The 26,965-nt window shown below is 71.1% G+C and carries 28 protein-coding genes; 12 read left to right on the top strand and 16 right to left on the bottom strand.

The window, feature by feature from the left end:
- The first annotated feature begins 17 nt into the window (after positions 1–17).
- Positions 18–1,379, top strand: coding sequence for a UDP-N-acetylmuramoyl-tripeptide--D-alanyl-D-alanine ligase (gene murF, locus M2163_RS43490; RefSeq protein ID WP_280896817.1), 1,362 nt, complete (start codon positions 18–20; stop codon positions 1,377–1,379).
- Positions 1,380–1,454: 75 nt separating this feature from the next.
- On the opposite strand, the gene M2163_RS43485 is transcribed toward murF, so the two are convergent.
- Positions 1,455–2,603 (bottom strand): peptidoglycan bridge formation glycyltransferase FemA/FemB family protein, encoded by a 1,149-nt coding sequence (locus tag M2163_RS43485; protein ID WP_280896816.1) that lies wholly within the window; start codon positions 2,601–2,603, stop codon positions 1,455–1,457.
- 169 nt (positions 2,604–2,772) lie between these two features.
- Here M2163_RS43485 and M2163_RS43480 point away from each other — a divergent pair, with 169 nt between their 5' ends.
- Positions 2,773–3,600 (top strand): MarR family transcriptional regulator, encoded by an 828-nt coding sequence (locus M2163_RS43480; protein WP_280896815.1) that lies wholly within the window; start codon positions 2,773–2,775, stop codon positions 3,598–3,600.
- A gap of 57 nt (positions 3,601–3,657) precedes the next feature.
- On the opposite strand, the gene M2163_RS43475 is transcribed toward M2163_RS43480, so the two are convergent.
- The 3 genes from M2163_RS43475 to M2163_RS43465 all read right to left on the bottom strand — a co-directional run bounded on the left by M2163_RS43475 (position 3,658) and on the right by M2163_RS43465 (position 5,521).
- A complete protein-coding gene (locus tag M2163_RS43475; RefSeq protein WP_280896814.1) occupies positions 3,658–4,587 on the bottom strand; it encodes a sensor histidine kinase in 930 nt (309 codons plus the stop codon).
- On the bottom strand, positions 4,584–4,880 hold the full coding sequence (locus tag M2163_RS43470; RefSeq protein WP_280897411.1) for an STAS domain-containing protein: 297 nt from the start codon (positions 4,878–4,880) through the stop codon (positions 4,584–4,586). The genes M2163_RS43475 and M2163_RS43470 overlap by 4 nt, the downstream gene beginning before the upstream one ends.
- Positions 4,881–5,062: 182 nt before the next feature.
- Positions 5,063–5,521 carry an Lrp/AsnC family transcriptional regulator gene (locus tag M2163_RS43465; RefSeq protein ID WP_280847350.1) on the bottom strand — a complete coding sequence of 153 codons (459 nt, stop codon included), beginning with the start codon at positions 5,519–5,521 and terminating at the stop codon, positions 5,063–5,065.
- A gap of 77 nt (positions 5,522–5,598) precedes the next feature.
- Here M2163_RS43465 and M2163_RS43460 point away from each other — a divergent pair, with 77 nt between their 5' ends.
- The 3 genes from M2163_RS43460 to M2163_RS43450 all read left to right on the top strand — a co-directional run bounded on the left by M2163_RS43460 (position 5,599) and on the right by M2163_RS43450 (position 7,514).
- Positions 5,599–6,696, top strand: coding sequence for a Glu/Leu/Phe/Val dehydrogenase dimerization domain-containing protein (locus tag M2163_RS43460; RefSeq protein ID WP_280896813.1), 1,098 nt, complete (start codon positions 5,599–5,601; stop codon positions 6,694–6,696).
- A 4-nt stretch (positions 6,697–6,700) separates the two neighbouring features.
- Positions 6,701–7,054: a VOC family protein gene (locus M2163_RS43455; RefSeq protein ID WP_280896812.1), complete on the top strand. Its 354-nt coding sequence runs from the start codon at positions 6,701–6,703 to the stop codon at positions 7,052–7,054.
- 256 nt (positions 7,055–7,310) lie between these two features.
- Positions 7,311–7,514 (top strand): cold-shock protein, encoded by a 204-nt coding sequence (locus tag M2163_RS43450; protein ID WP_053846898.1) that lies wholly within the window; start codon positions 7,311–7,313, stop codon positions 7,512–7,514.
- Between the two features lie 119 nt (positions 7,515–7,633).
- Here M2163_RS43450 and M2163_RS43445 read toward each other — a convergent pair whose 3' ends face one another.
- Positions 7,634–8,593: a LysR family transcriptional regulator gene (locus M2163_RS43445; RefSeq protein ID WP_280896811.1), complete on the bottom strand. Its 960-nt coding sequence runs from the start codon at positions 8,591–8,593 to the stop codon at positions 7,634–7,636.
- Positions 8,594–8,689: 96 nt separating this feature from the next.
- Here M2163_RS43445 and M2163_RS43440 point away from each other — a divergent pair, with 96 nt between their 5' ends.
- Positions 8,690–9,769: a helix-turn-helix domain-containing protein gene (locus M2163_RS43440; protein WP_280896810.1), complete on the top strand. Its 1,080-nt coding sequence runs from the start codon at positions 8,690–8,692 to the stop codon at positions 9,767–9,769.
- Between the two features lie 164 nt (positions 9,770–9,933).
- Here M2163_RS43440 and M2163_RS43435 read toward each other — a convergent pair whose 3' ends face one another.
- Positions 9,934–10,089 (bottom strand): DUF6131 family protein, encoded by a 156-nt coding sequence (locus M2163_RS43435; RefSeq protein ID WP_086724005.1) that lies wholly within the window; start codon positions 10,087–10,089, stop codon positions 9,934–9,936.
- Between the two features lie 329 nt (positions 10,090–10,418).
- Between M2163_RS43435 and M2163_RS43430 the strand changes: the two genes are divergently transcribed.
- A complete protein-coding gene (locus M2163_RS43430; protein WP_280847355.1) occupies positions 10,419–11,237 on the top strand; it encodes an SAM-dependent methyltransferase in 819 nt (272 codons plus the stop codon).
- A gap of 461 nt (positions 11,238–11,698) precedes the next feature.
- Here the strand turns inward: M2163_RS43430 and M2163_RS43425 are convergent, their stop codons facing one another.
- The 3 genes from M2163_RS43425 to M2163_RS43415 all read right to left on the bottom strand — a co-directional run bounded on the left by M2163_RS43425 (position 11,699) and on the right by M2163_RS43415 (position 13,851).
- On the bottom strand, positions 11,699–12,151 hold the full coding sequence (locus M2163_RS43425; protein WP_280847357.1) for a peptidoglycan-binding domain-containing protein: 453 nt from the start codon (positions 12,149–12,151) through the stop codon (positions 11,699–11,701).
- 196 nt (positions 12,152–12,347) lie between these two features.
- Positions 12,348–13,229 (bottom strand): alpha/beta hydrolase, encoded by an 882-nt coding sequence (locus tag M2163_RS43420; RefSeq protein ID WP_280896809.1) that lies wholly within the window; start codon positions 13,227–13,229, stop codon positions 12,348–12,350.
- Between the two features lie 4 nt (positions 13,230–13,233).
- Positions 13,234–13,851 (bottom strand): dihydrofolate reductase family protein, encoded by a 618-nt coding sequence (locus M2163_RS43415; RefSeq protein ID WP_280847359.1) that lies wholly within the window; start codon positions 13,849–13,851, stop codon positions 13,234–13,236.
- A gap of 169 nt (positions 13,852–14,020) precedes the next feature.
- Between M2163_RS43415 and M2163_RS43410 the strand changes: the two genes are divergently transcribed.
- Positions 14,021–14,950 carry an ADP-ribosylglycohydrolase family protein gene (locus M2163_RS43410; protein WP_280847360.1) on the top strand — a complete coding sequence of 310 codons (930 nt, stop codon included), beginning with the start codon at positions 14,021–14,023 and terminating at the stop codon, positions 14,948–14,950.
- 16 nt (positions 14,951–14,966) lie between these two features.
- Here the strand turns inward: M2163_RS43410 and M2163_RS43405 are convergent, their stop codons facing one another.
- Complete coding sequence (locus tag M2163_RS43405) at positions 14,967–15,671, bottom strand: TetR family transcriptional regulator (protein WP_280896808.1); 705 nt, start codon at positions 15,669–15,671, stop codon at positions 14,967–14,969.
- Positions 15,672–15,775: 104 nt separating this feature from the next.
- Positions 15,776–16,594, bottom strand: coding sequence for an oxidoreductase (locus M2163_RS43400; protein WP_280847362.1), 819 nt, complete (start codon positions 16,592–16,594; stop codon positions 15,776–15,778).
- A 260-nt stretch (positions 16,595–16,854) separates the two neighbouring features.
- On the opposite strand from M2163_RS43400, the gene M2163_RS43395 reads away from it, so the two are divergent.
- Positions 16,855–17,280: a hypothetical protein gene (locus tag M2163_RS43395; protein ID WP_280896807.1), complete on the top strand. Its 426-nt coding sequence runs from the start codon at positions 16,855–16,857 to the stop codon at positions 17,278–17,280.
- 34 nt (positions 17,281–17,314) lie between these two features.
- Here M2163_RS43395 and M2163_RS43390 read toward each other — a convergent pair whose 3' ends face one another.
- Positions 17,315–18,235, bottom strand: coding sequence for an alpha/beta hydrolase (locus M2163_RS43390; RefSeq protein ID WP_280896806.1), 921 nt, complete (start codon positions 18,233–18,235; stop codon positions 17,315–17,317).
- Between the two features lie 284 nt (positions 18,236–18,519).
- Here M2163_RS43390 and M2163_RS43385 point away from each other — a divergent pair, with 284 nt between their 5' ends.
- Positions 18,520–18,924 (top strand): Bax inhibitor-1/YccA family protein, encoded by a 405-nt coding sequence (locus tag M2163_RS43385; protein ID WP_280897410.1) that lies wholly within the window; start codon positions 18,520–18,522, stop codon positions 18,922–18,924.
- A 351-nt stretch (positions 18,925–19,275) separates the two neighbouring features.
- Here the strand turns inward: M2163_RS43385 and M2163_RS43380 are convergent, their stop codons facing one another.
- The 4 genes from M2163_RS43380 to M2163_RS43365 all read right to left on the bottom strand — a co-directional run bounded on the left by M2163_RS43380 (position 19,276) and on the right by M2163_RS43365 (position 23,154).
- Entirely contained in the window at positions 19,276–19,866 is a 591-nt protein-coding gene (locus M2163_RS43380; protein ID WP_280896805.1) for a DUF308 domain-containing protein, read from the bottom strand.
- Between the two features lie 40 nt (positions 19,867–19,906).
- A complete protein-coding gene (locus tag M2163_RS43375) occupies positions 19,907–21,526 on the bottom strand; it encodes a tannase/feruloyl esterase family alpha/beta hydrolase (protein ID WP_280896804.1) in 1,620 nt (539 codons plus the stop codon).
- Positions 21,527–21,782: 256 nt separating this feature from the next.
- Complete coding sequence (locus M2163_RS43370; protein WP_280896803.1) at positions 21,783–22,484, bottom strand: cytochrome b/b6 domain-containing protein; 702 nt, start codon at positions 22,482–22,484, stop codon at positions 21,783–21,785.
- Complete coding sequence (locus M2163_RS43365) at positions 22,432–23,154, bottom strand: molybdopterin-dependent oxidoreductase (RefSeq protein ID WP_280896802.1); 723 nt, start codon at positions 23,152–23,154, stop codon at positions 22,432–22,434. Before M2163_RS43365 ends, M2163_RS43370 begins: the two co-directional genes overlap by 53 nt.
- Positions 23,155–23,537: 383 nt before the next feature.
- Here M2163_RS43365 and abc-f point away from each other — a divergent pair, with 383 nt between their 5' ends.
- Together abc-f and M2163_RS43355 are read left to right on the top strand one after the other, a co-directional pair.
- Positions 23,538–25,172, top strand: a complete 1,635-nt coding sequence (gene abc-f / locus M2163_RS43360) for a ribosomal protection-like ABC-F family protein (protein ID WP_280896801.1) — start codon at positions 23,538–23,540, stop codon at positions 25,170–25,172.
- A gap of 79 nt (positions 25,173–25,251) precedes the next feature.
- Positions 25,252–26,883, top strand: a complete 1,632-nt coding sequence (locus tag M2163_RS43355; protein ID WP_280896800.1) for an ABC-F family ATP-binding cassette domain-containing protein — start codon at positions 25,252–25,254, stop codon at positions 26,881–26,883.
- Positions 26,884–26,965: the final 82 nt, after the last annotated feature.

Below are 26,965 nucleotides of genomic sequence, written 5' to 3'. Positions count from 1 at the left end.
TCGCACGAGGCCGCGGCGTGAACCCGCTCAGCGTCGGTGAGATCGCCGAGATCGTCGCCGGCAGGGTCTCGGGTGATGGTTCGGCGACGGTGACCGCGCCTGCCGTGCTGGACAGCCGGCAGGCCGAACAGGGCGGCCTCTTCGTCGCCTTCGCAGGTGAGCACGTCGACGGCCACGACTACGCGGAGCAGGCGGGCCGGGCGGGTGCCGTGGCCGTGCTGGGCTCCCGGCCCACGCCGTTGCCCACCGTCGTCGTCGAGGACGTGCGGGCCGCGTTGCAGGCGCTCGCCGTCCACGTCGTGGCCCGACTGCGCGACGGGCTCACCGTGTTCGGGCTGACCGGCTCACAGGGCAAGACCACCACCAAGGACCTGCTGGCGGCCGTGCTGTCGAGCACCGCGCCGACGGTCGCCACCTTCGGCTCGTTCAACAACGAGCTCGGGGTGCCCCTCACCATGCTGCGCGCCGACGCGACCACCCGCTTCCTCGTCCTCGAGATGGGGGCCCGCCACGTCGGCGACATCGCCGCACTCACCGGTCTGGTCGCACCCGACATCGGCGCCGTCCTCAACGTCGGCCGGGCCCACCTCGGCGAGTTCGGGTCACGCGCGGCCATCGCCCGGACCAAGGGCGAAATCGTGCAGGGGCTGGCGCCCGGCGGTACCGCCGTCCTCAACGCCGACGATCCCCGCGTGGCCGCGATGCGCTCGCTCACCGACGGTCCGGTCCTGACCTTCGGCCGGGCGGAGCACGCCGACGTGAGAGCGCTCGACCTGAAGCTGGACCGGCTCGCCCGGCCCTCCTTCACCCTGCGGACCACTGACTTGTCGGTTCCCGTCGCGCCGGCACACGTAGGCGCCCACCAGGCGCTCAACGCGTCCGCCGCCGTGGCCGCGGGACTGGTGGCCGGCATACCCCTCGACATTGCCGCGGCGTCACTGGCCACCGCCTCCCTGTCGAGGTGGCGCATGGAGCTGCGCGAGCTCGTGGGCGGGGTGACGCTGCTCAACGACTCCTACAACGCCAACCCCGACTCGACCCGCGCCGCACTCGACGCCCTGGCCGCGATCGAGGGCGGGCGCCGTGTCGCCGTCCTCGGCGAGATGCTCGAACTCGGCGACGGCAGCGAGGCCGAGCACCGCGCCGTCGGGGAGTACGCCGCCGCCCGGGCCGACCTCGTGGTCGCGGTCGGCAAAGCCGCCCTGTCGATCGCCGACGGGGCGGGCGGGAAGGCGGTGGTGTCGCCCGACAAGGGTGCGGCCGTCGCCTGGCTGCGCGAGCACCTGGCCGCCGGCGACGTGGTGCTCGTCAAGGCGTCCCGCGGGGCGCGCCTCGACGAGGTGGCCCACGCGCTCGCACAGTCGGGCCAGTTGGACTGAAGCGGCACGTCACCGTGTCGTGCATGACGTGGCTGGACGTCACGGCCGTACGGCTGGCCGTCGGGAGGTCCGGCCTCAACCCCCGCGCCGCTTGATGTACAGGTCGAAGGCCCGGTAGACCAACGGCCGCAGCGGCAGGTCCCATTCGCCCACGTACCGCACCGCCCGGCCACCTGTGCCGGCCTTGAACTGGATCAGACCGACGTGCGGGTCGTCGGGGTCGAGAGTGGGCGTGATGCCGCGCAGGTCGTAGACGTCGCAGCCGGCCGCGAGCGAGTCGCGGATCATCGCCCACTGGCAGGCGTTGGAGCCGCGCACCTCGCGCTTGCGGGTCGAGGAGGCGCCGTAGGCGTACCACGCGTGGGCGCCGACCCGGACCAGGATGGTGGCGGCGACGACATCGCCCTGGTGACGGGCCAGGTAGAGCCTGATCCGCTCGGGGTCCTCCGCCTTCAGTGCCGCGAACATGGTCTCGAAGTAGGGCAGCGGGCGGGGTGTGAACCGGTCGCGCTCGGCCGTCTCGACGTAGAGGTCGTGGAACACCTTCAGGTCATCTCCGACCATGACCTCCACCCCCGCCTTGGCCGCCTTCTTGATGTTGCGGCGCCAGAGCTGGTTCATCCCCCTGAGCAGGTCCTCCTCGGTCCTGCCGGCCAGCGGGATCTCGTACTTGAACTGCGGATGGCCGACCCCGAAGCCGTCCTTCGGGCTCTGCGGCAGCCATCCGCCGTCCCTGAGCCGACCGGTCACACGGGCGCCGACCGGGTCGGTCGCCTGCCCTGACATCTTGGTGAGCCGCTTGGTGCCGGGGTCGGCGATGCCCTCCTTGACCTGTGCGGCGCTCCAGACGTCGGTGCGCACCGGCGGCCCGAGCCGGATCGCGAACGCCCCCTGGGCCTTGAGGTGCACGGCCAGCGGGTCGAGCCACGCGTCGACGTCGCCGGTCCAGTCGATGACCGGCCCCTCGGGCAGATAGGCCAGCGTGAAGCGTTCGAGCCGCGGCACCGGACGGTGGAGGACGAGCCCGGCACCGACCAGGCGCCGGCCCTCGTACCAGCCGAGCGACTCGCCGCGCCACTCGGTCTTGACGTGGGCCCACGCCGGGGTCTGCAGGAAACTGACCGACCGCTGCGCCCGTACGAACGCCAAGTGCTCGGCGGCACTGATCGGCGCGACGGTCAGCCTCCCGCCAACGGCCGCTCGGCGAGGCGTGGTTGGACTCACTGGTTCGCCGCCCTCACCACTGCGCGGCGGCTTCGGGCTGTGGTACTCGCTGAATCGTCGTAGGACATCCCGCCATTCAACGGAGCGCGGTGTTGCCGCCCCGTATGCGGTTTTCGATATGCCGACGATATGCGTCGCGCCGGCATGTCCCGCGGGCATGATGGACGCCATGACGCTCACCGCCCGCCGCATGTACGAGCTCCTGGAACCCATCTGCCTGGTCACGTACTTCGCCGACGAGTGCAACGAGGAACTGGCAGCGCTCGGCCACCGCACCTACTGGGACGGCTACTTCGCCAGCCGGGCCGCGCCCCTGGGACGGGTTCCGGCGGAGGTGGTGCACGCGGCCTTCTACAGCTTCGCCGAGGGGGAGGCCGCCCGGCACATCCCGAGCGCCTGGGAGAAGATCCCGCCCGAGGAGTCCGTCGCCGCGCGGGAGCGGGGCAGCGCGGCCTCCCTGCGGCGGATCCTCGGCGACGAACTGGCCGGCTCCCCGGGCCTGGCGCGCGCCGCCGACCTGACCACGAAAGCCGCGACGAACGCGCCCATGGCGGGCCGGGTGATGTACGCCGGGATGCGGACCCTTCCGGTGCCGAGCGACCCGGTCGCGCGGCTGTGGCATTCCGCGACCATGCTGCGCGAGCACCGCGGTGACGGGCATGTCGCCGCTCTCCTGAGCGCCCGTATCGGCGGTACGGAGGCCCACGTGTTCTCCGCGCTGGAGATGGGCGTCCATCCGCCGGAGTCGTTCGGACGCATCCATCACCTGCCGAAGAAGCGGCTGGCCGCGGTCATGGACGGCCTCCGCGAGCGCGGGCTCGTCGACGCCGACGGCCGGTTCACCGACGCGGGCCGCGCGACCAAGCAGCGGATCGAGGACCTCACCGACGAGCTCGCCGCCCCGCCGTACGACGCCCTGTCCCCCGGCGAACTCGACGAGCTGGTGGCCGAGCTCGAACCCGTCAGCGCGATTCTGGTGGCCGCGGGTTCGCAGTGACGAGCGGCGGCCGGCCCGTGGCCGGTCGCCGTCCGCCGCACCGGGTTCGCGGGCGGCTCAGCGCTGCCCGATGTAGCAGCGGACGGTCGTTCCCTCCGGGCGGGTGTGAATGCGTACGAGGTCGGCGAGGGTGTGCACGAGCAGCAGTCCCCGGCCGCCGAGCCTGTCCCGCGCGGGCGGGCGGCGGCCGGCGAGCGGATCGCTCAGGTGGCCGTGGTCGCGTACCTCGCACACCACCTGGCCGTCCTCGGCCCATGTCCGCAGGGTGCCGAAACCCCCGCCGTGCACGACGCTGTTGGTGGTCAGCTCGGCCACGATCAGGGCCACGTCCTCGAGACGGACGCCGGACAGGCCGAGCCCGGCGGCCTGCTCGACCGCGAAGTGCCGGACCTCCGGCAGCTGGTCGGCCCGGAAGGTGAGTTCCTCGGCCGCCGACGGCTGCTCCAGAGGCTGGTTGTAGCGCTCGACCACGTCGTCGGGAGCGTAGGAGGTACTGGGTCGCTCCCGGCCGCCGGAGATGACCACGGGATGGGTCGCGTGTGCGTCGGTGAGTGCCTGGTCGTCGAGACGGTCGACGTCGTAGGGGCACAGGATGGTGACCTCGCGGCCTTCGAATGCCGGGTTGATCAGGGCCTCGTGCTGGACGCAGGCCGGGTACTCCACGGTGCTGCGGCCGGCCCAGATCGGCTCACCGATGATCCGTACCCGGGTGTGGCGATGGGTGTCCGCGAAGGCGCGCAGCACCCTGGGGATGATGCGTCCGGGGTTGCGCCCGGCCTCGGTCATGTCGAGGAACTTCACGCGGGCGACGTCCTCGCCCAGAGCCGCCTTGAGCACGGCGAGGTTCGGCCCGGGCACGGCCACCGCCACCGGCTCCCCGGCCGTCAGCCCGTCGCGGACGAACGGCACCGTGCCCTGCAGGTACTCCTGCTCGCCCTGGTAGAACAGGGCGGGATGAACGAACGGTTCGGTGCCGGCCTTCGTCATCGCCCCATCACCTCGACACCGAGCAGGTCCGGCCAGAACACGTCCAGGACGCGCCGCAGGGTGGCCGGCGGTTCCTCCAGCACGATGCGCCGGCCTCGCGGAAGACCCTGGGCGGTCCTCGCCAGGGCGGAGACGCCTGCGACGTCGACAAAGGTGACCGCGGAAAGTTCCAAGTGGCACGTCTCTTCGTCGCTCCGGGCAAGGTCGCACAGCGTCTGTTCCCAGGCCGGGCGGGTGAGCAGACTGACCTCACCGGACGCTTGCCAGCCCGGGCGGTCCGTCAGCGGGAGCACGCTCAGAGCGCCCGCGGACGGGCTCGGCCATGCCGACAGCGCATCCGTCCCCCTTGCTCCGTCCACGCCCTCACCCCTGGTCGACCACGCCTTGCTCCCCAGTATCCCCGACCCGTGAAGTGTAGGTGGCGACCGCATGGTGCGTGCGGCGTCCGGCGGGGTGACGGAGCCCCTCCGGCGGGTCACGGTGTGAGGGGCGCCAGCACCTGGTTGTGGGTGTGCTGGTAGATCACCGAGGTCCGGAACCCGACGACCTCGCGGCGCGCGGTGAACTTGTCCATGAGGAAGCCGTGGAGGTGGTCGACGCTGGGTGCGGAGACGTGCACGATCATGTCGTCGCCGCCGGTGACGACGTAGACCGTGCTGACCTCGGGCAGGCCGGCCGCGTACGTCTTGAACGCCTGGATGACCTCCCGGCTGAGGGGGCGGATCTGGAAGTGGATCAGCGCCTGGACGTGGCGGTTGAGGGCGGCGGGGTCGACGGCCGCGTGGTAGCCGGTGATGACGCCGCGGGCGCGCAGGGCGCGCACGCGTTCGAGGCAGGTCGACGGGGCGATGCCGAGGGCGCGGGCGAGGTCGCGGTTGGTCTGCCGCGCATCGCGCTGCAGATGCTGGATGATCGCCGAATCAAGTTCGTCCATACGGCGATTATGGGCTCGCTGCCGAATTGGATTCGGACGGCGGCCGCACCCTTCGTCGGAACGGCTAGCTTCGCCCCATGACAGCCGCACTTACGGAAGCTCTGTCCCTCCCCTCGCCGGAACCGTCGCACGAGCTGGTGCAGGTCGTGCGCGGCCGCCGCAGCGGCCTCGCGATCACCATCGCGCTGCACTCGACCGCGCGCGGCCCGGCCGCCGGCGGGTGCCGGATCGCTCACTACCCCGCCCCCGGCGCCGCGATCAAGGACGCCTTGCGGTTGGCCGCGGCGATGACCGAGAAGAACGCGCTGGCCGGCCTGGATCACGGCGGCGGGAAGACGGTCGTCGCCCTCCCGAACGCCACCCGGCCGACCGGCGCGGAGCGTACGGCGTTGCTCCACGACGTCGGCGACGCGATCGCCTCGCTCGACGGCCGCTACATCACCGGCCCGGACGTGGGAAGCAGCCCGGCCGACATGTCCGTGATCGGCGAACGCACCCCGCATGTCTGCTGCCGGCCCGTCGAGGAGGGCGGCAGCGGTGACTCCTCCCTGCACACCGCGCGCGGGACCGTCGCGGCGCTGGGCGCGGTGGCCGACGAGGCCTTCGGCTCGCCGGAACTCGCCGGCCGGACCTTCGGGGTGATCGGACTCGGTGCGGTCGGCGCCCATGTGGCCCGGCTTCTGAGCCGTGCGGGCGCACGGCTGGTCGTGACGGACATCGATCCCGCCGCCCGCGGCCTGGCCGAGGAGCTGGGCGCGACCTGGGTCGGCCCGGACGACGCACTCGCGACAGAGGTCGACATCCTCGTGCCGGCCGCGCTCGGCGGCCTCCTGACCGCGCGCACGGTGCCGCTGCTGCGGTGCGCCGCGGTCGCCGGCCCGGCCAACAACCAGCTCGACGGACCGGCCACCGCCCGCCTCCTCGCCGCACGCGGCATCCTCTGGGCACCGGACGTGGTCGTCAGCGCGGGAGGCGTCATCCACGCCACAGGGGTCGAGCTCCGAAGGGAGTCCGAGCAGCAGCTGAGCGAACGCCTCTCCGGCATCGCTGCGACACTCCGCCAGGTCTTCCACATGGCCCGGACCCACGGGACCACCCCCGCCGACGCGGCCACGGAACTCGCCCGGCAACGCGTGCGCCGGTCAGCCCCGCACCCGACGACACAGGAGAACTGACGCCATGACCAACCGCTGGATCGGAGTCACCATCGACTGCGTCGACGTGGAACGGACCGCCGGTTTCTGGAGCGTGCTGCTGGACCGCCCGGCCACGCCGTCCCGCCCCGGCTGGGTCTACCTCGGCCGTACCGGCGACCCCCAGCCCCGTCTCACCTTCCAGCCGGTGACCGCGCCGAAGCGTGACAAGGTACGCCTGCACCTCGACGTCGGGGTCGACGACATCGACCGGGGAATCGCCCAAGTCATCTCCCTGGGCGGCCGGTTCACCGGCGAACGGCACGACTACGACGAAGGGGTGGTCGTTGTGATGGCCGATCCGGAAGAGCACGAATTCTGCCTGGTCCAGTACTACTGACCGGCGTGACTCCGTGCGCTGACACCGAGCCCCGCGGGCCGGCGACACCGCCGACCGGGTGTTGAGCCGGGCGTGGCCTCGGTAGCGGCTCCCCCTTACCGGGTGTAGCGTCGTGAACCAGCAGTCGTGGTTCCGAAGTCCCGTTCGCCCGTGATCGCCGTCACGGGCGTTCTTGCGTGTCAGCGCCTTCCCGGACCAGGGCGATCACCTCCGGGCGCGCAGGGCGCGGGCCCGGTTTCCCTCTAAGGAGACGGCCATGGCCAAGGGCACTGTCAAGTGGTTCAACAGCGAGAAGGGCTTCGGCTTCATCGAGCAGGAGGGTGGCGGCCCCGACGTCTTCGCCCACTACTCCAACATCGCAGCCCAGGGTTTCCGCGAGCTGCATGAGGGCCAGACGGTCGAGTTCGACGTCACCCAGGGCCAGAAGGGCCCGCAGGCGGAGAACATCCGTCCCGTCTGATCGCGCCACCGCCGCGAGGCCCGGCAGCCCGGTTTCCGGGCTGCCGGGCCTCGTCGTATGAGCGGGGTGGGGATCAGCTGCACCGGGCGGCGACCACGGGCTGCGGACGCCGGCCCGCGTTACGCGTCGGACGTGGCGTCGGCAGCCGGGCTGTCCGGCTGCCGGACCGTCCGGCGGGCTGCCTCGCGCAGAGCGGAGACGGCCGGTTCGTCGCGGCTGTCGGGGAGCCAGGCGAGCTCGGCCGTCGAGAGTCCCAGCTCCGGGCAGTCGACGTAGGCGATACCGGTGCGCGGGTACAGGCGGCGGGCCGCGGCGGGTAGGAAGGTGATCGCACGCCCCTGGGTGACGGCGAGGACCATGGCCTCGGTGTCCCTGACGACGGGTCCGAAGCGGACCCTGGTGCCGTCGGGGCGGGGATTGACCGTCAGGTGGTCCCACCATGCGCGGGGCACTTCCGGCGGCATGTCGACGACCGTGCGATCGGCGAGATGGCGCAGCGTGAGGGCGTCACGGTCGGCCAGGGGGTCGTCGGCGGAGAGACAGACCACCCGGGTCTCGGACGCCAGGTGCAGGGACTGGATGCCGCCCGGCAGGGGGCCGCGGAGGAACGCGGCGTCGACCTCCCGGCTGAGCAGAGTGCTGAACATGTCCACGAAGGTGAGGTTGCGGACCTCTATCTCCAGCTCGGGGTGCTGACCGCGGAGGTGGGCGAGGATGGCCTGGGCGTAGGGCATGGCGGCCTCGGCGCCCAGGCTGCCGATCCTCAGGAGGCCACGCGCCGCCCCGACATGCCGGTCGGCTGTCCGCCGCAGCCGGGCCATGGCGTCCACCACCGTCCTGGCCTCCTCGGCGACGGACTGGCCGACCGAGGTGAGCCGCACGTTCCGGCCGCCGCGCTCGACGAGTACGACCCCGAGACGCTGTTCCAGGGACCTGATCTGCTGGCTGAAGGCGGGCTGGGAGACGTAGACCCGTGCTGCCGCACGTCCGAAGTGCAGTTCCTCGGCGAGGACGAGGAAGAGGCGGAGTTGGTGGAGACTCGGCTCGCGCTTGCCCCTGGACCCGCCGCCGGCGCTCATAAGGGAAAGGTTATCGACAAGGTGGTCATCCTCTCCTCGCGCTCGCCTTTCGCCACAAGGCCTGTTCCCCCAGGATCTATGGGGTCGACTCGGCCCGTGGAGCAGGATGAGCCGGACGACACCGGGGGGAGTCACTTGCTGCGCATCCACTTCGACTGGCGCGATCTGGAGAACGTCCGGATCGCTCAGCAGCCCGACCCCTTGTGGGAGTTGATGTGCGCGGTCTGTCGCCTTCAGACGCGTCAGGGGCAGGTGGAGTTCGGGCACTGGCGCCGCGAGACAGGTCTGCGGCTGTCGCGGGACCGCAGGGCTTCGCACGCCCTGGGCACCCTGCGCACCGTCGTCCCGGCGTCGGGTTACATCCCCGACTTCCTCACGCCCCCGGTCACGGGCGAGTGCCTGGAGGCGGGCCTCGAACAGGTGCAGGCGACGCCCCGGGACCGGCTGACCGCTGAACTGACCCGGTTCGCCGCCGGCCGGCCGGTGCCCGGCTGGATGCGCGGCCCCCACGAACCGGCCGCCTCGTCGCTCAGACGCGTGTCGGACGCGCTCCGGACCTCGTTCAGGACACTCCTGGAACCCTGTTGGCGGCATGTCCGTTCGGCGGTGGGCGACGACCTGTCGGTCCGTACGCGTGCCGTCCTCGACGGAGGCACCGCCGCCCTCCTGAACAGCCTTCAGCCGTACGCCCGCTGGAACCCGCCGTATCTGGACGTCGACTATCCCGTCGACCGGGAACTGCGGCTGGAGGGGAGGGGGCTGACACTCGTACCGTCGTACTTCTGCTGGCGCAGACCGACTGCGCTCGCTGATCCCGCTCTGGATCCCGTCCTCGTCTACCCCGTCAGGAAACAGCCGCTCGACCTCGCCCGCGCGGGTGAGGAACGGCTGGACCGGCTGCTCGGCAGGACCAGGAGCGCGGTCCTCGTCGACGTGGCGGGACATCCCACGCGCACCACCACCGAGGTGGCGCGGGCCCTCGAACTCGCCCCGGCCAGCGCGAGCTATCAGATCGGCGTTCTGCGCGGGGCCGGACTCATCGTCAGCCGGCGCGACGGCAAGCACGTCGAGCACACGGCGACGTCACTGGCCCTCAACCTGCTGGCGGGCACGGGGACGACGTTCGAAGAGGGGCGACGGCGTAGCGTGGTCCAACAACTGCCCCGGCAGTACTGATCTTCCTGGGCCAGGCGGCACCGACACTTGATGCCCGGGCCACGGCCCGGGCATCAAGAGGTTTCCCGCCCTCGGCAGGCTGAGCCGCCGAGACCGTGCGACCGGGACAGCCCCTCTCCTGAAGGACATGCCTCGCGTCACATGCCGTTCGAGGTCAGACCCGGTCACCAGTAGTGGCGTCGGCCGGCGACCGCGTGCCCCATGGATCCCATGACCCAGAAAACGGCTCCCAGAACGGCCAGGATGATGCCGAGGGTCCACAAGATCGATATGCCGGTGAGGAAACCGACGACAAGCAGGATGATCCCGAGCGCGATCATGACGTGCCTCCTGGTGTGAGCTGACGTGTTACCTCCCGACTGCCCCGAAGCGGCAACATCACCCCACGCCGTTCAATCAAGAAACGATTACCGATGGGCGTCGTGCAGGGATCGCCCACCCCCATGCACTTCGGACTCTTGCTTCCCATGAGCCCCGCCGACCACACCGGCACCGCCGCCACCTGTGCGCGCGCAGGGGAGCGTCGCCACCCGCAACCGTCAAGCAGGACCGCCCGGCGCCGCCCGTACGGGTCCCCTGCCTGACGCCGATCACCCTCCGCATCCCAAAACCGTGGTCAGCAAGGGACGTTGCGAGCAAAATGGCAGCCATGACGTACGAAGGCTCCACCATCGACCCGTCCAAGCCCAGCATCGCCCGCGTCTACGACTACCTGCTGGGCGGCAAGGACAACTACGCCGTGGACCGCGAGATCGGCGACGTGTTCAAACGGGACCTGCCCGGCTCGGTGGCCATCGCCTTCGCCAACCGCGCGGCCCTGACCCGCGCGGTCGGGGAGATCGTGAGGACAACCGGCATCCGGCAGTTCATCGACCTCGGCAGCGGACTGCCGACCTCGGACAACGTCCACCAGGTCGCGCAACGGCACGCTCCCGAGGCCCGGGTCGTCTACGTCGACATCGACCCCCAGGTCCTGGTGCACGGACGTGCGCTGCTGGAGAAGGACGAGCGGACCCGGGTCGTCGCGGTCGACGTACGCGACCCGGAGGCCATCCGCACCCACCCGGACACCCTGGACCTGATCGACTTCACCCGCCCCGTCGCCGTCATGTTCAGCGCGATCCTCCACCACGTCAACGACGACGAGGACCCCGCCGGCCTCGTCCGCTACTGGCGCGAGCACGTGCCCTCCGGAAGCTACTTCTTCGTCAGTCACTTCCGGTCCGGCAACAACCCGGAGACACAGGAGGCGGAGAAGGTCCTCCAGCAGACGTTCGGCCGCGGCCGCTGGCGCACCGACGCGGAGATCGCCGCCCTCCTCGACGGCCTGGAGATCCTGGACCCCGGGATCGTCCCCGCCCCCCTGTGGCGCCCGGAACAGACCGCCACCCCCTGGAACGACAGCGGAGAACGGGAACTCACGGTCTGGGAACACCTCATCGCCGCCGCGCTGGCCCGCAAACCCTGACGGCTGCGGCTGCGTATACGCCGCTCTGACTGAGGCCGCGACCACTTGGCTTCCGTGACACGATCCGGGCGTGACGACGTTGTTCCTGACGCTGCGGCTGACGCCGGACGAGTGGATGATTCCGCTGTTCGGCGATCCGCAGCCGGCCGGGAAGCGCGATGTGCTGGAGGAACGCCTGATCTGGCTGGGTCTGGAGGCGTTGAAGCGTCCAGTTCCGTGGCGTCGGGCTCCTCAAACAGCGTCCTCCAGCGCAGTGGTTGGCCTACCCGGGGCAGGAAAGACCACGAGAGCTCGACAACTGGCCGAGGACGGACAGGAGGTGGTCCGCCTCCTGGGTGGTCAGGATGGCCGGCCTGGGCCGCCGACCGGTGGCCGTCGCTCGCGTGACTCTGTCGAAGTGATGGGCTGGTCGGGCGGGAATTTACCCGTCCGACCAGCCCGACTCGTTGTTCGAGCCTCACTCAGCAACCAGTGGCGTTGTAATTCCAGAATGCCGCCCTGGTCTGCGGCCCGGCAATTCCGTCGGGGGTTCCGGCGTTTTCTCCGACGGCGTTCAGAAACTTCTGCAGCGCCGTGATCGTGTTGCTCCCGACGATCCCGTCGACCGTGCCGGCGTTGTAGCCCCAGGCGTTGAGCATGCGCTGTGCCGCCTTCCAGCTGTTGGTGCCCAGCTGGCCGTCCACGGTGCCGGCGTTGAAGCCCCAGGCGTTCAGGCAGCTCTGCCAGTTCTTGGCCCGGGCCGTGTCCAGTCCCAGGTTGTTCACTGCGAGGATCGAGGCCTGCTGGCTGCTGACCGTGGCCTTGGTGGCGTGCTGGGGAGCCGCTACACCCGCACTGGCGCCCGCGAGACCGCCGGCGGCAATGCCGACGACGGCGCTCGCGACTACAAGTGCCCTGGTCAGAGAAGTACGCATTGTTTCCTCTTTCCGATCGACTGTGAAGGCATTGACGCGACCACCGGCATCGGCTGTCCGCGCCGACGCAAGCGTGCCAGGATCGTGCGCCCAAATCTCACGGAAAGGAGGTCTATTTTTTCGTATGACTTGAATCAGGCCACATTCGCAGCGACTCCGCGGAAAGGATTCCGACAGAGGGATGCGTGAATTCCGGTCAATTCGAGGGACGGGATCTGGACGCTCCCGCTCTCGACTGTCCGAGAGTGAGCATGGCCTCGGCGACCTCGCTGATCGCCGCGTCCGGGATCGTGGTGGCGGCCTGTTCGAGGACGAGCAGCCGTGCTCCGGGGATCTCGCGTGCGATCGCCTCGCCGTTGCCCACGGGGAAGAACCGGTTGCGGCGACCGTGAACGACGAGCGTCGGCACCCCGATCTCCGGCAGGCGCTCGCGCCAGCGGGGCGCGCAGTCGAGCCTGGCGAACACCATGCCCATCTGGTTGGCCATCTGGACCGGGGGTGCGGTGCCGAGCGTGCGGTCCCAGACGCGGGCGGCGGTTGCCCGTGCCGCGACGGGGTCGTCGCCCAGGATCTCCGCACCGGCTGCGGCGAACTCCGCGACGGCCTCGCGGTCGGCCCAGTCGGGCAAAGGACGCGCGAAGAGCCGTTCCATGGTCGCCCGATCGTGGTCCGGGAGGTCGTCGTCGGGCGACCCTGGGGCGACCGCGCGGGTGCCGACGAGGGTGAGCGCCGAGAACGCGCCCGGATGGTCGAGCACGGCCACCTGGGCGACCATCCCGCCGACGCCGGTCCCCGCGAGGTGCGCGGGGCCCGCGCCGAGAGCGTCGACGAGGGCTGCCGCGTCGGCGGCCAGGTCGCGCAGGGTGTAGCCGGGCGCCTGCGGATCCGTGGTCGTCGACTCACCGCTGTCGCGAAGGTCGTAGCGCACCACACGGCGTCCGCTCGCGGCGAGGCGTTCGCACAGCGCGTCGGGCCAGGAGAGCATCGTCGTCCCGCCCGCGAGCAGCACGAGGGGCGCGTCGTCGTCACCGAACGACTCGACGCCCAGGGCGATCTGCCGGATGTGCACGGTGGTCATCGGATCACCGGGAGACGTCGTAGGTCAGGTGGGTCACGGTCGATGTCGGGACCACGCTCCGCTGCACCAGCGCACGCGGCGCTCCGCGGGTGAACAGTGGCGTCCCGGCGCCCAGCACCACGGGCGCGAGGTGGAGCGTCAGCACGTCGACCAGCCCTGCGTCGAGTGCCGAGCCGACCGTGGCGCCGCCGCCCATGAGGATGACGTCGAGGTCCCTGCCGCTGTCCGCCGAGGCAGCCTCGGCCCGCTCGCGCGCGACGCTGACGGCGTCGGGCAGACCGGTGGTGACGAACGTCCAGTCGAGGTCGGCGGTCCGCACCGACTCGGGCGCCGAGCTCGTCACGACGACGAACGCGGGCTTGCCGACCTCACCGGCGCCGTAGCCGGTCGTGTCGTCCCAGCCCTGCGGCCCGTCGACGACGTCGAAGAGGTTGCGGCCGAGGACGACGGCACCCGAGCGGGCCGTTCCCTCGCGCAGGAGACGGCGGTCGTCGGGGTCATCGGAGAACGCCCACGTGTGCAGGGCCTCCCCACCGGTGCCCAGACCGTTGTCCGGCCCGGGGTCGGGTCCGGTGACGAAGCCGTCGAGCGAGAGCGAGATGTCAGCGATGATTCGAGTCATGTCAGGGCAGACCTGTTCCGGCGCCTGATCTCATCGCTCTCGCGCGAAGGGCCCGGATGTCACCGGCGGCGCCGGCACGCGCGGCGTTCGTCGGCTCGCCGCCGGTGGCCGGGGCGCAGCAGGACCATGCGGGCCGCGGTCACCTGCACGGCACGGATAACCTGCGTCGATGGAGCGGTTTCAGCGGGCGGCCGGTGTCATCGTCGGCTCAGCGGTGGGTGACGCGCTGGGTGGACCCTTCGAGTTCGGACCTCAGGGGGCCTTCACCGCGCGGTTTCCCGCGTCCGGTGCCGGTGACGAGATGTGCGGCGGCGGTGGCTGGGACCCCGGCGAGGCGACCGACGACACGCAGATGGCCGTCCTGGTCGCGGAGTCGCTGCTGGAGCGGGGCGGACTGGACCTGCCGGACATCTTCGCCCGCTTCCAACGGTGGGCAGCGGCAGAACCGAAGGACATCGGCCTGCAGACCGAGGACGTGCTGACCAACGGAATGCCCTGGGACCTCGCCGCCGCGATCCACTTCCAGGTCAATCAACGAGCGGCGGGAAACGGCTCCTTGATGCGGGCATCGACCTCCGCGGTCCACTTCGCTGCGGCCGGCCAGGAAGCCACCATGGACGCCGCGCGCAGGATCGCCGCCCTGACCCACGGTGACCGCGCGGCTTGGGAAGGGACGGCGATCTTCCATGCGCTCGTCCACGTCACGTTCGAGGACGCCGACCCCCTCGCCGCGCTCCCTGACATCCTGGCGCGGGTTCACCCCGACCACCGCGGCCGTTACGCCACCGTCCTCGCGCCCGACTGGCACCCCGACCAGGCGACCGAGTTCAACGGAGCCGTCTGGCCCTGCCTCGGCTCCGCCGTCTGGGCCCTGCGCACCAGCACCGGCTTCGAAGACGCGATACGCGCGGCGATCGACCTCGGCGGTGACACGGACACGGTCGCCGCGGTGACCGGCGGCCTCGCGGGGGCGTACTACGGGCTGGACGCCATCCCCGCCCGCTGGACCCGGCCTCTCCATGTCCCGCTTCCAGGATTCGACGGACGGGTGCTGCACCTGGCGGATCTGCTGCACCTTGCGGGCCGACTCGCAGGCTGAAGGGGGCAGGCGGGCGTCAGCCGAGCGCGCGCAGTCCGGTCACGGTCACGTGCAGGATGCGTCCGAGTCGGGCGGCGAAGTCGACCTTCGTAGCAGCGAGTTCGGGGTCCCGCTGGGCTTCGCTGACGGCGGCAGAGGGGTGGGCGAACGGCCAGAGCCCGGCCGTGTACACGACGGTCAGGGAGACCAGCTCGCGGGCCGCGGCCGGGCTCAGCGTGGTGATGCGGCCGCGCAGCAGTTCGGCCAACGCACCCAGCAGCCGGACGTTGACGAGCTTGAACTCGCGGACCGACTCTGCGGAGATGTTCCGCTCCAGCTCGGTGCCCAGCGCGCTCAGCAGGTCGCACAGCAACGACCTGCGGGCCAGGGACCGGGCCAGGGCGTCGGTGACGGCCTCGACGTCGGTCTCGGCCACGGCCTCGGACTCCGGCCAGTCGGTGCCCCCCGGCCCGGCGGGCGGGAGTTCGGCGGGCAGCTCCTCGATCCACTGTGCCAGGGACCGGTTGAGGAGTTCGAAGAAGACCGCTTCCCGGGTCTCGAAGTACCGCACCACGTTGGTCTTGGACAGTCCGACCCGGCGGCTCAGCTCCCGCAGGCTGATCTCGGCGACCGGCAGCTCGGTCAGCAGCTGTGTCGCCGCGTCGAGGATGGCCTGCTTGCGGATCTCACGCTGTTCGGCGCTGCGCGCACGCTGGAACTGCGTCGGCCGTTCGTCAGTCATCGTCGCTTCCCCGGAAGTCCTTCTCGCGGCCGGCACCCGGCGCCGCCTGCGGCAACCCTAAGCCCCGGACCAGCGCGCCGGGTCCGGGGCCGCGGGGCCGCAAGTCAGGCGGCCTCGCTCACCGCGCGCCACTGGGCGTCCTGGGCTGCGAGCCGGTCGGCCATGTCCTGCGCCACGGCGACGGCGTCCTTGCCGAGCAGCAGCCGCAGCGGCGGTTCCTCGGCCTCCACGACGTCCAGCAGGATGCGGGAGATGCGGTCCGGGTCGCCGGGCTGCTTGCCGTCCGCCTCACGGATGGCGGCGACGGCGCCGCCCACGACCACCTCGTACGGTGCGCTGACCGGCGGGGTGGCCATGGAGGAGCCGGCCCAGTCGGTGCGCATGCCGCCCGGCTCGGCGACGGTGACCCTGATGCCGAGGGGGGCCACCTCCTGGGCCAGGACCTCGGAGAAGCCGCCCACCGCCCACTTCGCCGTCTGATAGGCCCCCAGGCCGGGAACGCCGACCCGGCCTCCGACGGAGGAGATCTGGATGATGTGCCCGGCCCCCTGCTCGCGCAGCACCGGCAGGGCGGCCCGGGAGACGTTCACCACGCCGAACAGGTTGGCCTCGATCTGGTCGCGGAAAGCCTGCTCGGACGTGTCCTCGATGGCGGCCATGTCGGCGTAACCGGCGTTGTTCACGACGACGTCGAGCCGCCCGAACGCCTCCACGGCGGCCTGTACGGCCCTCCGGGCGGCGGCGGGGTCGGTCACGTCCAGGGGCACCAGGCGGACCCGGTCCCCGTAGGTGGCGGCGAGGTCCTTCAGGGTCTCCGTGCGCCGGGCGGTGGCGACCAGGGTGTTTCCGGCCTCCAGGACGGCCTCGGCGAGGGCGCGGCCCAGTCCGCGGGAGCTTCCGGTGATCAGCCAGGTCCTGTTCATGGGGTTGCCTCTGTCTCTCATGAGCGCTGCACACGTGTGCACACGCGGGGTTCGACCAGGGCACCCACTTTTAAGAGGCCGCTGGAATCTTATGAGTCGACGATAAGAGGCCAGCGGCCTCTTGTCGACTCACGAGGGCCTGCGGTGAGGAGGGTCACGTCGCGCAGCCACCCTGGAAGTAACCGCCTTGACAGGTGACGAGACCGCATGGGAATCTCGCGTCACCATTCAGAACGGTTACTTCCCGGTGAGGACACCCCATGGCAGTCGTACGCTTCCACCTCGTCTCCCAGCTCGCCCCCAAGGACGTGCTCGGGGTGCTCACCGACTTCGGCCCCTCCCGGCCCCAGGCCTGGCCCACGATCGACGCCGAGCACTTCGAGGTCCATGCCCTCGGTGACACCTGGGCCGAGGTCACTGAGGGGACCGCGCCCGCCTGGGAGCGGGCGCGCTACGAGTGGGGGCCCGCCGGTGACAGGGTCACCGTCACCACCCTGGACTCCAAGCTCTTCGGAGCCGGCGGTGGCTGGGTGTTCAGGATGACCCCCGAGGGGGACGGCACCCGGGTCGACGTCGAACTGACGCGGGAGCCGAGCACCGTCAAGGGCAGGGTGCTCGCCTCGCTCCTGCCCCTGGCCTCCGGATCGCTGCGCAAGTCCTTTGCGGGGCCGCTCCGGGCGAAGTGACCCTCCCGCACGTGTCTATCCGCTGCTCAGCCGGTCACTTCTCGAGGTGGGCGGTGAAGTAGGCGGTGAGCTTCTCGACGGCCGGGTCGATGTACTCGCGCTTGTCGTAGAGGTCGACATGGCTGGCGCCGGGGATGCGGTGGAGCTCCTTGGGGCCGGTGCCCGCCTGGTGGGCCTCGATCGCCATCCACGCGGTCACCGCGCGCTCGCCGATGATCTGCAGCATGGGGCGGGGGCCGATGAGGGGGACGGCACGGAAGACGTCACTGGAGGCCATCTTGTCGACACTGTCCCAGGTGAGGAACTTCGCGGACCGCTCGTGACAACCCCGCGGGCCGCAGTAGTACTCCCAGCCCTCGATACCGTGCTCGCCGCCCAGGGCCCCCGCCTCCTCGGCGGTGTCGGGGAACATTGTCAGCACGCCCGGGTCCTCGCCGCTGGCCGCCCGGGTGCGGGCCTGGGCGGCTGCGTCCAACAGGGCCTGGAAGACGGCCGGGTCCTGGGAGCCGTCGGCGCCGAAGCGGAACTGGCGGGCGGGCTCGGCGGTGCAGACCGTGGCGACGGCCTTGACGCGGTGGTCGCCGCCGGTGGCGGCCAGCGAGTAGCCGCCGGAGGCGCAGATGCCGAGCAGGCCGATGCGCTCGGGATCCACCTCCTCCCGGGTGGTGAGGTAGGAGACGGCGGCCTTGAAGTCCTCGATGCGCTGGGCGGGGTCCTCCAGGCCGCGGGGCAGACCGCCCGACTCGCCCTGGTGGGCGGCGTCGAAGGCGAGGGTGACGAATCCGCGCTCGGCCATCAGCGCCGCGTAGGTGCCGGAGGTCTGTTCCTTCACCCCGGTCCCGGGGTGGCCGACCACCAGCGCAGGACGGGGGCCGGTGGCCGGGGTGTCGGGGCTGTGGAGGTGGGCGGCGATCCGGATGCCGGCGCTGTCGAAGCTGACATGGGTGAAGGACATGGAGAACACTCCTGAGAGACATGAGGGACGAAGTCCGGAAGCACCCGGTCCCCGCCGGGCACACATCCACCATCCGCCGTCCGTCCCGTCCGCGGGAGAGGCAGGTTTCTGCCTGGGAAGGATCCTGCCCCCTCACAACCCGGCGGACGGAGTCGGTGGCGGCCAGGCCGTACCGCCGGGGGTCCAGTTATGCCCGGCGGGCCCGCAGAAAGGCACCGAGAGCGCGGGGGGCGGGTGTGGGTTCCACCGGAGTGCGCGGCGAAGAAGTCGCCGCACTCGCCGCCATCAGCGTCGACTACTGCACCCGCCTCGAACAGGGCCGCGTCCGCGCCTCCACCCCCGCCGGCACGTCGGTGACCATGGACGACGTCGTCGTCCGCACCGCGACGACACTCGGCACCGTGGCCCTCACGGACCTCCCGTCCTGGCTCCCGCTCCCCGTCGACGAGGCGAACCTCAGCCGGTCATACGGCATCGCCGTAGGCGCGGCCCTGGTCGCCTTCGGTGTCGTCGGCGTCCTGCTCGGTGCGGCCTTCCCCGCCCTGGACTTCAAGCAGGTCGAGGACGCCGTCGCGTACGGCGCGCCGCGCGAGGGGGCATGGCTGTCGGCGTTCGGCCTCACCCTGACGCTGGTGTGCATCTACCTGGAGGTGCTTCGGGTGCTGACCATCCTCAACAGCGACAACTGAGTTCCGCTTGCACTGAAAGGGCCGTGCCTGCCTCACCCCACGCTCTGCGTGCAGGGGGCCGAATCGTGCCCCAACTCGCCTTGGTACAAGCCGAGTTGTGGCCCGACTTGCCTGAGATGCGGCTCTCTCGCCCATCCGTAGAACTCCCTGACATAGTGAGGGCCGTGCCCCTCCCCGCCACCGCGCGACCGCGCGACCGCGCCTCAGGCACGCATGGCGGCGGGACCCGCGCCCACTGAGACGGTCGTCCGACACAAACCGATGGACCCCGACGCACACCGATGGACCCCGCAACGCACAACGCCCCGCGGCCGAGAAGGCCGCGGGGCGACAGGGCGGGAGGGGAGCAGGTCACGTGGTCCGGGTGCGGAGCCGGCGGGACTTCCGGCCCAGCAGCAGCGCCTGGAGGATGAACCACACACCGCCGCCCGTGGCGTACACCGACAGCACGTCGAGGGACGGATTGTCGCCCGCGGCCTGGATGTTGTAGGTGATGCCGACGAGGAAGGACAGTCCGCCCGAGATCAGGGTCGGCCACTGCTTGCCCAGTTCGGGACCGCGCCGCCGTAGTCCGACGATGACCTGGGCGGCTCCGGAGACGATCGCCCAGGCGCCGAACACGTGGAGCACGGACGCCACACCCTCGGCACCGGCGATGCCGAGGGCGACGGCGGCGAGCGTGCTGAGCACACCGTTGAACGCGATGACCCGGCGCTCGGGGCCGTTCGGTGCGGCCCGGTGGTCGAGCAGCGAGGACACGGCGTCGATCAGCGGATAGGCGACCAGGAGTGTGATCGCCACGGCGTCGACGTCCTCGTGCGCTCCGGCGAACGCCAGGGCCCAGGCCAGGGCCAGGACGCCTCGGCTCAGGTACAGCCTCAGCAGGGAGGAGCGTTCGTCCGTGGCCACCGTCGGCGCGGGGGTCGATGTCCGGGTGCTCATGGGAGTTCGGCCTTTCTCAGGTCGTTCGTCGTTCGGCGGGTCAGCGCCGGGGCGGGGAGACGCACGTGAAGCTGGAGGCGACGGCAGGATCGCCGTGGCCCTTGTAGCGGGACACCTGCGGGTAGCTGCACAGGTCGCGGGAGACGTTCTGCCCCTGGTCGTTGACCAAGGTGGCCGGCAGGGTCCTGGGAGCCTTGCCGTGCTCGACCCAGGCGGTCAGTGCGGCGAGGCCGTCCGCGGAGCCGTCGAGGCCGTTGAGACCGCAGTGGTCGGTGCCCGGCGCGAGGAAGAGACGGTAGAAGTCGTCGGCCTTCTTGGTGCCGCCCAGCTCCCGTTCGACCTTCTGGCGGTACTGCACGGTGCCCTGGGTGGGGATGTACTGGTCGGCTTCGCCGTGCCAGGTGAGCAGCTTGCCGCCGGACTTGCGGAAGTCGGAGAGGTCCGGGTCGTCGGTGCCGATGACCTTGTCGTACTCGGCCCGGGACTGCTGGAACAACTGCGCGAACCGGCTGTAGGTGATCGTGGAGAGGTCGAGGGACGGGTCCTTCGCCACCCAGAGCTTGAGCCAGGCGGCGGGAACCGGGAACGGCGAACCGACGACGTTGCCGCCGGCGTCGGGGTCGGTGTGCGCGGCCAGGGCCCAGATGTCGGCGCCGACGGGGACGCCGTACCAGAGCCTCTTGCCGGAGGCGGTGCGCGGACCGTCCCATATCTTGCGTACGACGGTGGCGTCGGCCGCTGTGACGGTCAACTCCCTGCCCTCGCACAGGATCTTCGTGCCGATGAGCCGGCGTGGGTCGAAGTCGCACCGGGAGGCGTCGTCGACCAGGCCGTCCTTGACGCCGTCGAGGGAGTCGCAGGCCCTGACAGCGGCGTTGGTGAAGGCCGTGAACTCACACTGTGACGGGTAGGTCTTCTCGTTGTTCATGACGATCTGCGGCCACAGGGTGGCGACTTCGAACTCGTCCCAGTTGACGGCGGGCGCGTCGGCGAGGATGCCGTCGTAGTCGTCGGGGTGACGCTGGGCCTCCATGTAGCCCTGGCGGCCACCGGTGGAGCAGCCGGTGAAGTAGGAGTACGACGGACGCTTGCCGTAGACGGCGTCGACGACCTCCTTGCCGACGACGGCCGCCTCGTGCTGGGAGCGGGAGGCGAAGTTCTCCAGCAGGGCTGTGTTGACCCGTCCTTCGCTGTCCAGCGCCCAGCTCGTGTCGAGGGCGTCGCCGACACCGGCGTCGGTGCTGACGGCGGCGTAGCCGCTCTTGACCGCGGTGCCCAGGCCGACGTTGTTGTCGCCGGCGAGGTAGGCGGCGCCGCCAAGCCCCTGGAAGCGGCCGTTCCAGCCGGCGACGGGCAGCCAGGTCCGCACCTTGGCGTGGTCGTTGTCCCCGGGGTGGGTGAGGGTGACCGTGACCTCGCAGTAGGCGGGAACGCCGGAGACCGAACCGCCGAGGGCTCCGGTACCGGCGATGGTGCCGCCCTCCCGGGCGAGTGCCGTCACGGACTCCACCTCCGTGCCGGCCGGGGCCTTCACGGAGGGCGCCGAGCAGGCGGAGGTGGTGGGGGCGGAGGCGTCCTTGGTCTCCGCCGAGGCGGTTGGCAAGTACACCGCCGCGGCCAGCGGCACGCCGGCCGCGAGGACAGTCAGAAGTCGTCTCATGGGTTTCCCATCGGAGAAGTAGGGGTGTCCGGCCGCGGGCGACACATGTGCGGGGCACACGTGGCGGGCCGAGGACTGACTGGGACTCTATCACCATTTAAAGCGGTGACGACAACACATGCGCATCGAGATCAGACACCAGGGAATGTGCTGGCGACTGTCGACCCGACTCCAGGCCGGCAGGCAACGCGGGTGCCGACGACAGCAGTTGACGGTCCATGTCGACGGCCGCCGGCCGCGCCCAGTGGCGCACCCGTTAGGTCATCCGACGGTCCACCGTGTCTGAGGCAGCGTCACGTTCCTGCTCCTCATGCAGCCACCGCGAATGATGCTGCCGAACCCAGGAGAGGCTGACGTATCCGGTGCGCATGCCCAGCCGCGCCTCGGGGTCCTCGAACGCCTTGCGCAGGTGACCGAGGATCACGAAAGCAATCGCCCAGGCCAGGATGTCGTGGACGAAGATCGTGCTGGTACGGGAGATGAAGGGCAGCAGCCCCATGAACCACATCAGCAGACCGGTGAACATCATCACCAGTACCGCACCGGCGATCCAGCCCGCGTAGAGCTTCTGTCCCGCGTTGAACTTGCCGGCCGGGCGCGCCTCGGGCGAGGTACGGCGCCTGCGGACGGCGCGCAGCCACTGGCGGTCGTACACCGCGAAGCGGTTGAGGCGGCGCAGGTCCGCACGGAAGGCGGGTGAGAGGAGCCCGAGCAGGAAGGGCACGGGCAGCGTGATGCCGGACCACTCGTGGACGGTGACCATCAGGTGCCGCCGCCCGACGAGTTGGGCGAGTGGTCCGAGGTAGAGGCAGGCGGCGGTGACCAGGCAGAGGAGCATCAGGTAGCCGGTGGCACGGTGGACCATGCGCTCGGCGGTGCTGAACCGACGTATGCGGCCCTCGTGTTCAGGCCGCGTCGCCGTGCCGGTCTTCTCCGTCGAGCCAGCCGTCGACCGCATAACCGCGCTCCTCCCAGTAGCCGGGAACGACCTTGTCGGTGACCGAGATGCCGGACAGCCACTTGGCCGACTTGTAGAAGTACATGGGTGCCACGTAGAGGCGGACCGGGCCTCCGTGCGCGTGGGTGATGGGCTTGTCCTGCATGTTCAGTGCCACCAGGACGTCCGAGCGGCGGGCCTGTTCCAGCGTGAGGCTCTCGCTGTAGGCGCCGTCGAAGCAGGTGAACCGGATCGCGGCTCCCGAGGGGCGCACGCCGGCGTCGTCGAGGAGGTCCGCGAGCCGCACCCCCTCGAAGGGCGTGTTGTCCACGCGCCATCCGTCGGTGCACAGCACGTCGTGGACGACTCGGGCCCGCGGCATCGCGCGCAGCTGGTCGAGGGTGTACGTCTTCGGGCGCTCCACCAGCCCGCCGACGGTGAGCGCGTAGTTCGTCTCGTCCTTGTGCGGGACCGAACCGACGACGCTGTAGTAGCGGAAGCCGCCCGGGTTGGGGAGCAGTCCGGTCAGGCCCGTCGCGTCGACCTCCGAGGCCGCGGCCAGGAAACCCTCCCACCCTCGCTGGAGGTAGGGCGCGGCGGCGAGCCCGGCCGCACCCGCGCCGAGCATGCCCAGCATCGTCCGCCGTCCCACCGGTGCGCCCCCGGTCCTCGGTTTCGGCTTGTCCGCCATGGTGTGCGCTCCTTCCGGCACATGTGGCCCCTGTCGAGCAGATTCGACTTCGTCACCGGTTCAACTGGTGACGATGCTGGCATGCGTAGACGGGGCTGTCAAACAGCCGGGACATTGGCGCACACGTATGAGGCCGTCCCGGGGCAAAACCCGTCGACCGGTCGGAGGGTCGGCTGTTAAGCTCGTGGAGACATCGACCGTCGATCGAGGAGTCACAGACGTGGTGGGTGAAGACGACATCTCCGGGTGAGATCCGGATCTGACGGCCACCGGCCGGCGCGCACGGAGCGCTGCCGAGGTGGTCCGTTTCGTCGACCCCTTTTCCCACGTCTGCCCAGGGCAGTGGTACCCGCTCTGCCCTCCGTCCTTTCGAGGTCGCCTCCATGTCCGACGCCGCGATCGTCTGCTCGAACCTCTCCTTCGCCTGGCCCGACGACACCCCGGTCTTCCAGGACCTGTCCTTCACAGTGACCAGCGGCCGCACCGGCCTGGTCGCCCCCAACGGCTCGGGCAAGAGCACTCTGCTCAGGCTGCTCGCCGGTGAACTCCGCCCCGCCTCCGGCTCGTTGACCGTAAGCGGCACCCTCGGCCACCTCCCGCAGAGCCTTCCGCTGACCGGCGACCTCACCGTCGCCGAGGTCCTGGGGATCGCCGACGTGGTCCGCGCCCTGGACGCCGTCGAGTCCGGCGACGTGGACGAGAAGCACTTCGCCACCATCGGCGACGACTGGGACATCGAGGAGCGCACCCGCGCCCAGCTCGACCGTCTGGGCCTGGCCGGACTCGCCCTGGACCGCAGCCTGCGCACGCTCAGCGGCGGCCAGGTCGTCTCCCTCGGCCTCGCCGCCCAGCTGCTCAAGCGCCCCGACGTCCTGCTGCTCGACGAACCCACCAACAACCTCGACAGCGGGGCCCGCCACAAGCTCTACGACGTCCTGTCGGACTTCACCGGCTGCCTGCTGCTGGTCAGCCACGACCGCGCACTCCTCGACCGCATGGAACGCATCGCCGAGCTGGGCAGCGACGAACTCCGTCTCTACGGCGGCAACTTCACCGAGTACGAGGAAGCCGTGCGGGCCGAGCAGGAGGTCGCCGAGAAGAACGTCCGCAACGCCGAGCAGGAGCTCAAGCGGGAGAAACGGGAGATGCAGCAGGCCCGCGAGCGCGCCGAGCGCCGTATGAGCAACGCCTCCAGGAACCTCAAGAACGCGGGCCTGCCCAAGATCTTCGCCGGCACCATGAAGCGCGGCGCGCAGGAGGCCGCGGGCAGGTCCGGCACCCTGCACGCCTCCCGCGTCAGCGACGCCAAGGCCCGCCTCGACGAGGCCGGGCGTGCCCTGCGCGACGAGCAGCGCCTCACCCTGGACCTGCCCGACACCCAGGTGCCCGCCGGGCGCAACCTCTTCATCGGTGAGGGCATGCAGGTCCGCCTCGCCGACAAGCCCGTGTTCGCCGGCCACGGCCTCGACCTCACCGTCCGCGGCCCCGAACGTATCGCCCTGACCGGCCCCAACGGCGCAGGAAAGACCACCCTGATGCGGCTGATCACCGGTGACCTCGCCCCGGACAGCGGCGAGATCAGGCGCGGTGACGGCCGGATCGCCTACCTCTCGCAGCGCCTGGACCTGCTGGACCTGGACCGCACGGTGGCGGAGAACTTCGCCGCCTTCGCGCCCGAGCGGCCCGAGGCAGAGCGGATGAACCTGCTCGCCCGCTTCCTCTTCCGGGGCGCCCGCGCCCACCTGCCGGTCGGTGTGCTCTCCGGCGGCGAACGCCTGCGCGCCACTCTGGCCTGTGTGCTGTGCGCCGAACCGGCTCCGCACCTGCTGCTGCTCGACGAGCCGACCAACAACCTCGACCTGGTCAGCGCCGGGCAGCTGGAGGGCGCGCTCAACTCCTACCAGGGCGCTTTCATCGTGGTCAGCCACGACGAGCGGTTCCTCGCGGAGATCGGTGCGAACCGCTGGCTGCGGCTGGCCGACGGCGACCTCACGGAGACGGGCGCTCCCGAGGTGTGAACCGCCGACGTGCGACGTGGCCCGCGTCCGAGGCGACACGCCCCGCGGGCCGAACACCCAACACGTTGGACGGTTCCCCATGTCCCAGCACCCTGTGCAGCCGGCACTGCTCGCCCACGACGTCGTCCGCACACTCGGCGACCGCCGCGTCCTCGACGGCATCTCCCTGACCGCCGCTCCCGGCCGGCGCATCGGCCTGATCGGCGAGAACGGCGCCGGAAAGTCCACCCTGCTGCGCGTTCTCGCCGGCGTGGACACCCCCGACGCGGGCAGCGTCACCCGCCCCGCCGACCTGGGCTTCCTCCACCAGGAGATGCCCTACGACGCCGGCGCCACCATCGCCGTAGTGCTGTACGAGGCACTGCGCGAGGCCCGCGAGGACCTCGCCGAGCTGGACCGGCTCGGCACGGAACTCGCTCACGTCCCCGAGGACGACCCCGCCCACCAGGACCTCCTCGACTCCTACGGCAGGCGCCTGGAGCAGGCCCAGGACCGCGAGTCCTGGGACGCCGACCGCCGTGCGGCCCTGGTGCTGGACGGCCTGGGCCTCGGAGCGCTCGGGCACGACCGCACGCTCGGTTCGCTCTCCGGCGGGCAGCGCGGCCGTCTCGCCCTGGCCGCCCTGCTCGTACGGCGGCCCCCGGCGCTGCTGCTGGACGAGCCCACCAACCACCTCGACGACGGGGCCGCCGGGTTCCTGGAGGAGCAGCTCCGCGACCTGCCCGGAACCGTGGTCGCCGCCAGCCATGACCGGGCCTTCCTCGACGCAGTCTGCACCGACCTGATCGACCTCGACCCGGCGGTGGACGGCCCGGTCCGCTACGGCGGCGGTTACAGCGCCTACCTCGCGGAGAAGCGGGCCGAGCGGCAACGCTGGGAGCGGCGGTACGCCGAGGAACAGGAGGAGCTGGCGCAGCTGCGGCAGACGGCGGGTGTGACCGCGCACCGGGTCGCGCCGGACCGGGGCCCCACCGACAACGAGAAGATGGGCTACGGGCACCGGGCGGGCCGGGTGCAGAGCCAGATCTCCCGCCGGGTCCGCAACGCCACCCGGCGTCTGGAGGAGCTGGAGCGCAACCGGGTCGGCGAGCCGCCGCGCCCGCTCCGGTTCGCCGCCGCGGAACTGGCCTCGTGCGGTGAGGAGGGCTCCGGTCCCCTGGTCTCGCTGCTAGACGTACGGATCCCGGGGCGCCTCTCACTGAACGGGCTGGAGGTCTCACCGACCGACCGGCTGCTGGTCACGGGGGGCAACGGCGCGGGCAAGTCGACGCTCCTGGCCGTACTCGCCGGACGTCTCCCGGCCGGGGGCGAGGTGCACCGGCGGGGCGGGCTGACGGTGGGGCTGCTCACGCAGGACACCGCGTTCGAGCTTCCCGCCCGCACGGTCCGCGACACCTACGAGCAGACGCTGGGCGCCCGGCGGGCCGAGAAGGTGCCGCTGGGCTCACTCGGGCTGATCCACGAGGCGGATCTGGACAAGCCGGTCGGCCATCTGTCCGTGGGCCAGCGCAGGCGCCTCGCGCTGGCCCTCCTGGTCGCACGTCCGCCGCAGCTCCTCCTCCTCGACGAACCCACCAACCACCTCTCCCCCGCCCTGTGCGACGAACTGGAGGCCGCGCTGGGTCCGGGCCCCGGCGCGATCGTGGTCGCCAGTCACGACCGCTGGCTGCGGCGCCGCTGGCAGGGCCGCGAGCTGCGACTGAAGCCATGAGCCGCACACCAGGGGGCCCGCACAACAGCTCTGACCAGCGCGGTCGCGCCCGGCGCGGCGCGACTCGCGGACACGGGTCCCG

Source organism: Streptomyces sp. SAI-135, from assembly GCF_029893805.1.
In the GTDB taxonomy this organism is placed as follows: Bacteria; Actinomycetota; Actinomycetes; order Streptomycetales; family Streptomycetaceae; genus Streptomyces.
Note: the sequence above shows the minus strand (reverse complement) of the source record. Positions and strands in the feature narration are given on the sequence as shown.

Excerpts from the sequence above, each read along its gene's own strand:
- M2163_RS43445 (WP_280896811.1), bottom strand. The coding sequence starts at position 8,593 with ATGAGCGCCGGCGGCGGGTCCAGGGGCAAGCGCGAGCCGAGTCTCCAC.
- M2163_RS43390 (WP_280896806.1), bottom strand. The coding sequence starts at position 18,235 with ATGTCCTTCACCCATGTCAGCTTCGACAGCGCCGGCATCCGGATCGCC.
- M2163_RS43455 (WP_280896812.1), top strand. The coding sequence starts at position 6,701 with ATGACCAACCGCTGGATCGGAGTCACCATCGACTGCGTCGACGTGGAA.
- M2163_RS43430 (WP_280847355.1), top strand. The coding sequence starts at position 10,419 with ATGACGTACGAAGGCTCCACCATCGACCCGTCCAAGCCCAGCATCGCC.
- M2163_RS43380 (WP_280896805.1), bottom strand. The coding sequence starts at position 19,866 with ATGAGCACCCGGACATCGACCCCCGCGCCGACGGTGGCCACGGACGAA.
- M2163_RS43400 (WP_280847362.1), bottom strand. The coding sequence starts at position 16,594 with ATGAACAGGACCTGGCTGATCACCGGAAGCTCCCGCGGACTGGGCCGC.
- M2163_RS43475 (WP_280896814.1), bottom strand. The coding sequence starts at position 4,587 with ATGACGAAGGCCGGCACCGAACCGTTCGTTCATCCCGCCCTGTTCTAC.
- M2163_RS43435 (WP_086724005.1), bottom strand. The coding sequence starts at position 10,089 with ATGATCGCGCTCGGGATCATCCTGCTTGTCGTCGGTTTCCTCACCGGC.
- M2163_RS43420 (WP_280896809.1), bottom strand. The coding sequence starts at position 13,229 with ATGACCACCGTGCACATCCGGCAGATCGCCCTGGGCGTCGAGTCGTTC.
- M2163_RS43460 (WP_280896813.1), top strand. The coding sequence starts at position 5,599 with ATGACAGCCGCACTTACGGAAGCTCTGTCCCTCCCCTCGCCGGAACCG.
- M2163_RS43370 (WP_280896803.1), bottom strand. The coding sequence starts at position 22,484 with ATGCGGTCGACGGCTGGCTCGACGGAGAAGACCGGCACGGCGACGCGG.
- M2163_RS43480 (WP_280896815.1), top strand. The coding sequence starts at position 2,773 with ATGACGCTCACCGCCCGCCGCATGTACGAGCTCCTGGAACCCATCTGC.
- M2163_RS43450 (WP_053846898.1), top strand. The coding sequence starts at position 7,311 with ATGGCCAAGGGCACTGTCAAGTGGTTCAACAGCGAGAAGGGCTTCGGC.
- M2163_RS43355 (WP_280896800.1), top strand. The coding sequence starts at position 25,252 with ATGTCCCAGCACCCTGTGCAGCCGGCACTGCTCGCCCACGACGTCGTC.
- M2163_RS43425 (WP_280847357.1), bottom strand. The coding sequence starts at position 12,151 with ATGCGTACTTCTCTGACCAGGGCACTTGTAGTCGCGAGCGCCGTCGTC.
- M2163_RS43415 (WP_280847359.1), bottom strand. The coding sequence starts at position 13,851 with ATGACTCGAATCATCGCTGACATCTCGCTCTCGCTCGACGGCTTCGTC.
- abc-f (WP_280896801.1), top strand. The coding sequence starts at position 23,538 with ATGTCCGACGCCGCGATCGTCTGCTCGAACCTCTCCTTCGCCTGGCCC.
- M2163_RS43465 (WP_280847350.1), bottom strand. The coding sequence starts at position 5,521 with ATGGACGAACTTGATTCGGCGATCATCCAGCATCTGCAGCGCGATGCG.
- M2163_RS43410 (WP_280847360.1), top strand. The coding sequence starts at position 14,021 with ATGGAGCGGTTTCAGCGGGCGGCCGGTGTCATCGTCGGCTCAGCGGTG.
- M2163_RS43375 (WP_280896804.1), bottom strand. The coding sequence starts at position 21,526 with ATGAGACGACTTCTGACTGTCCTCGCGGCCGGCGTGCCGCTGGCCGCG.
- M2163_RS43395 (WP_280896807.1), top strand. The coding sequence starts at position 16,855 with ATGGCAGTCGTACGCTTCCACCTCGTCTCCCAGCTCGCCCCCAAGGAC.
- M2163_RS43365 (WP_280896802.1), bottom strand. The coding sequence starts at position 23,154 with ATGGCGGACAAGCCGAAACCGAGGACCGGGGGCGCACCGGTGGGACGG.
- M2163_RS43405 (WP_280896808.1), bottom strand. The coding sequence starts at position 15,671 with ATGACTGACGAACGGCCGACGCAGTTCCAGCGTGCGCGCAGCGCCGAA.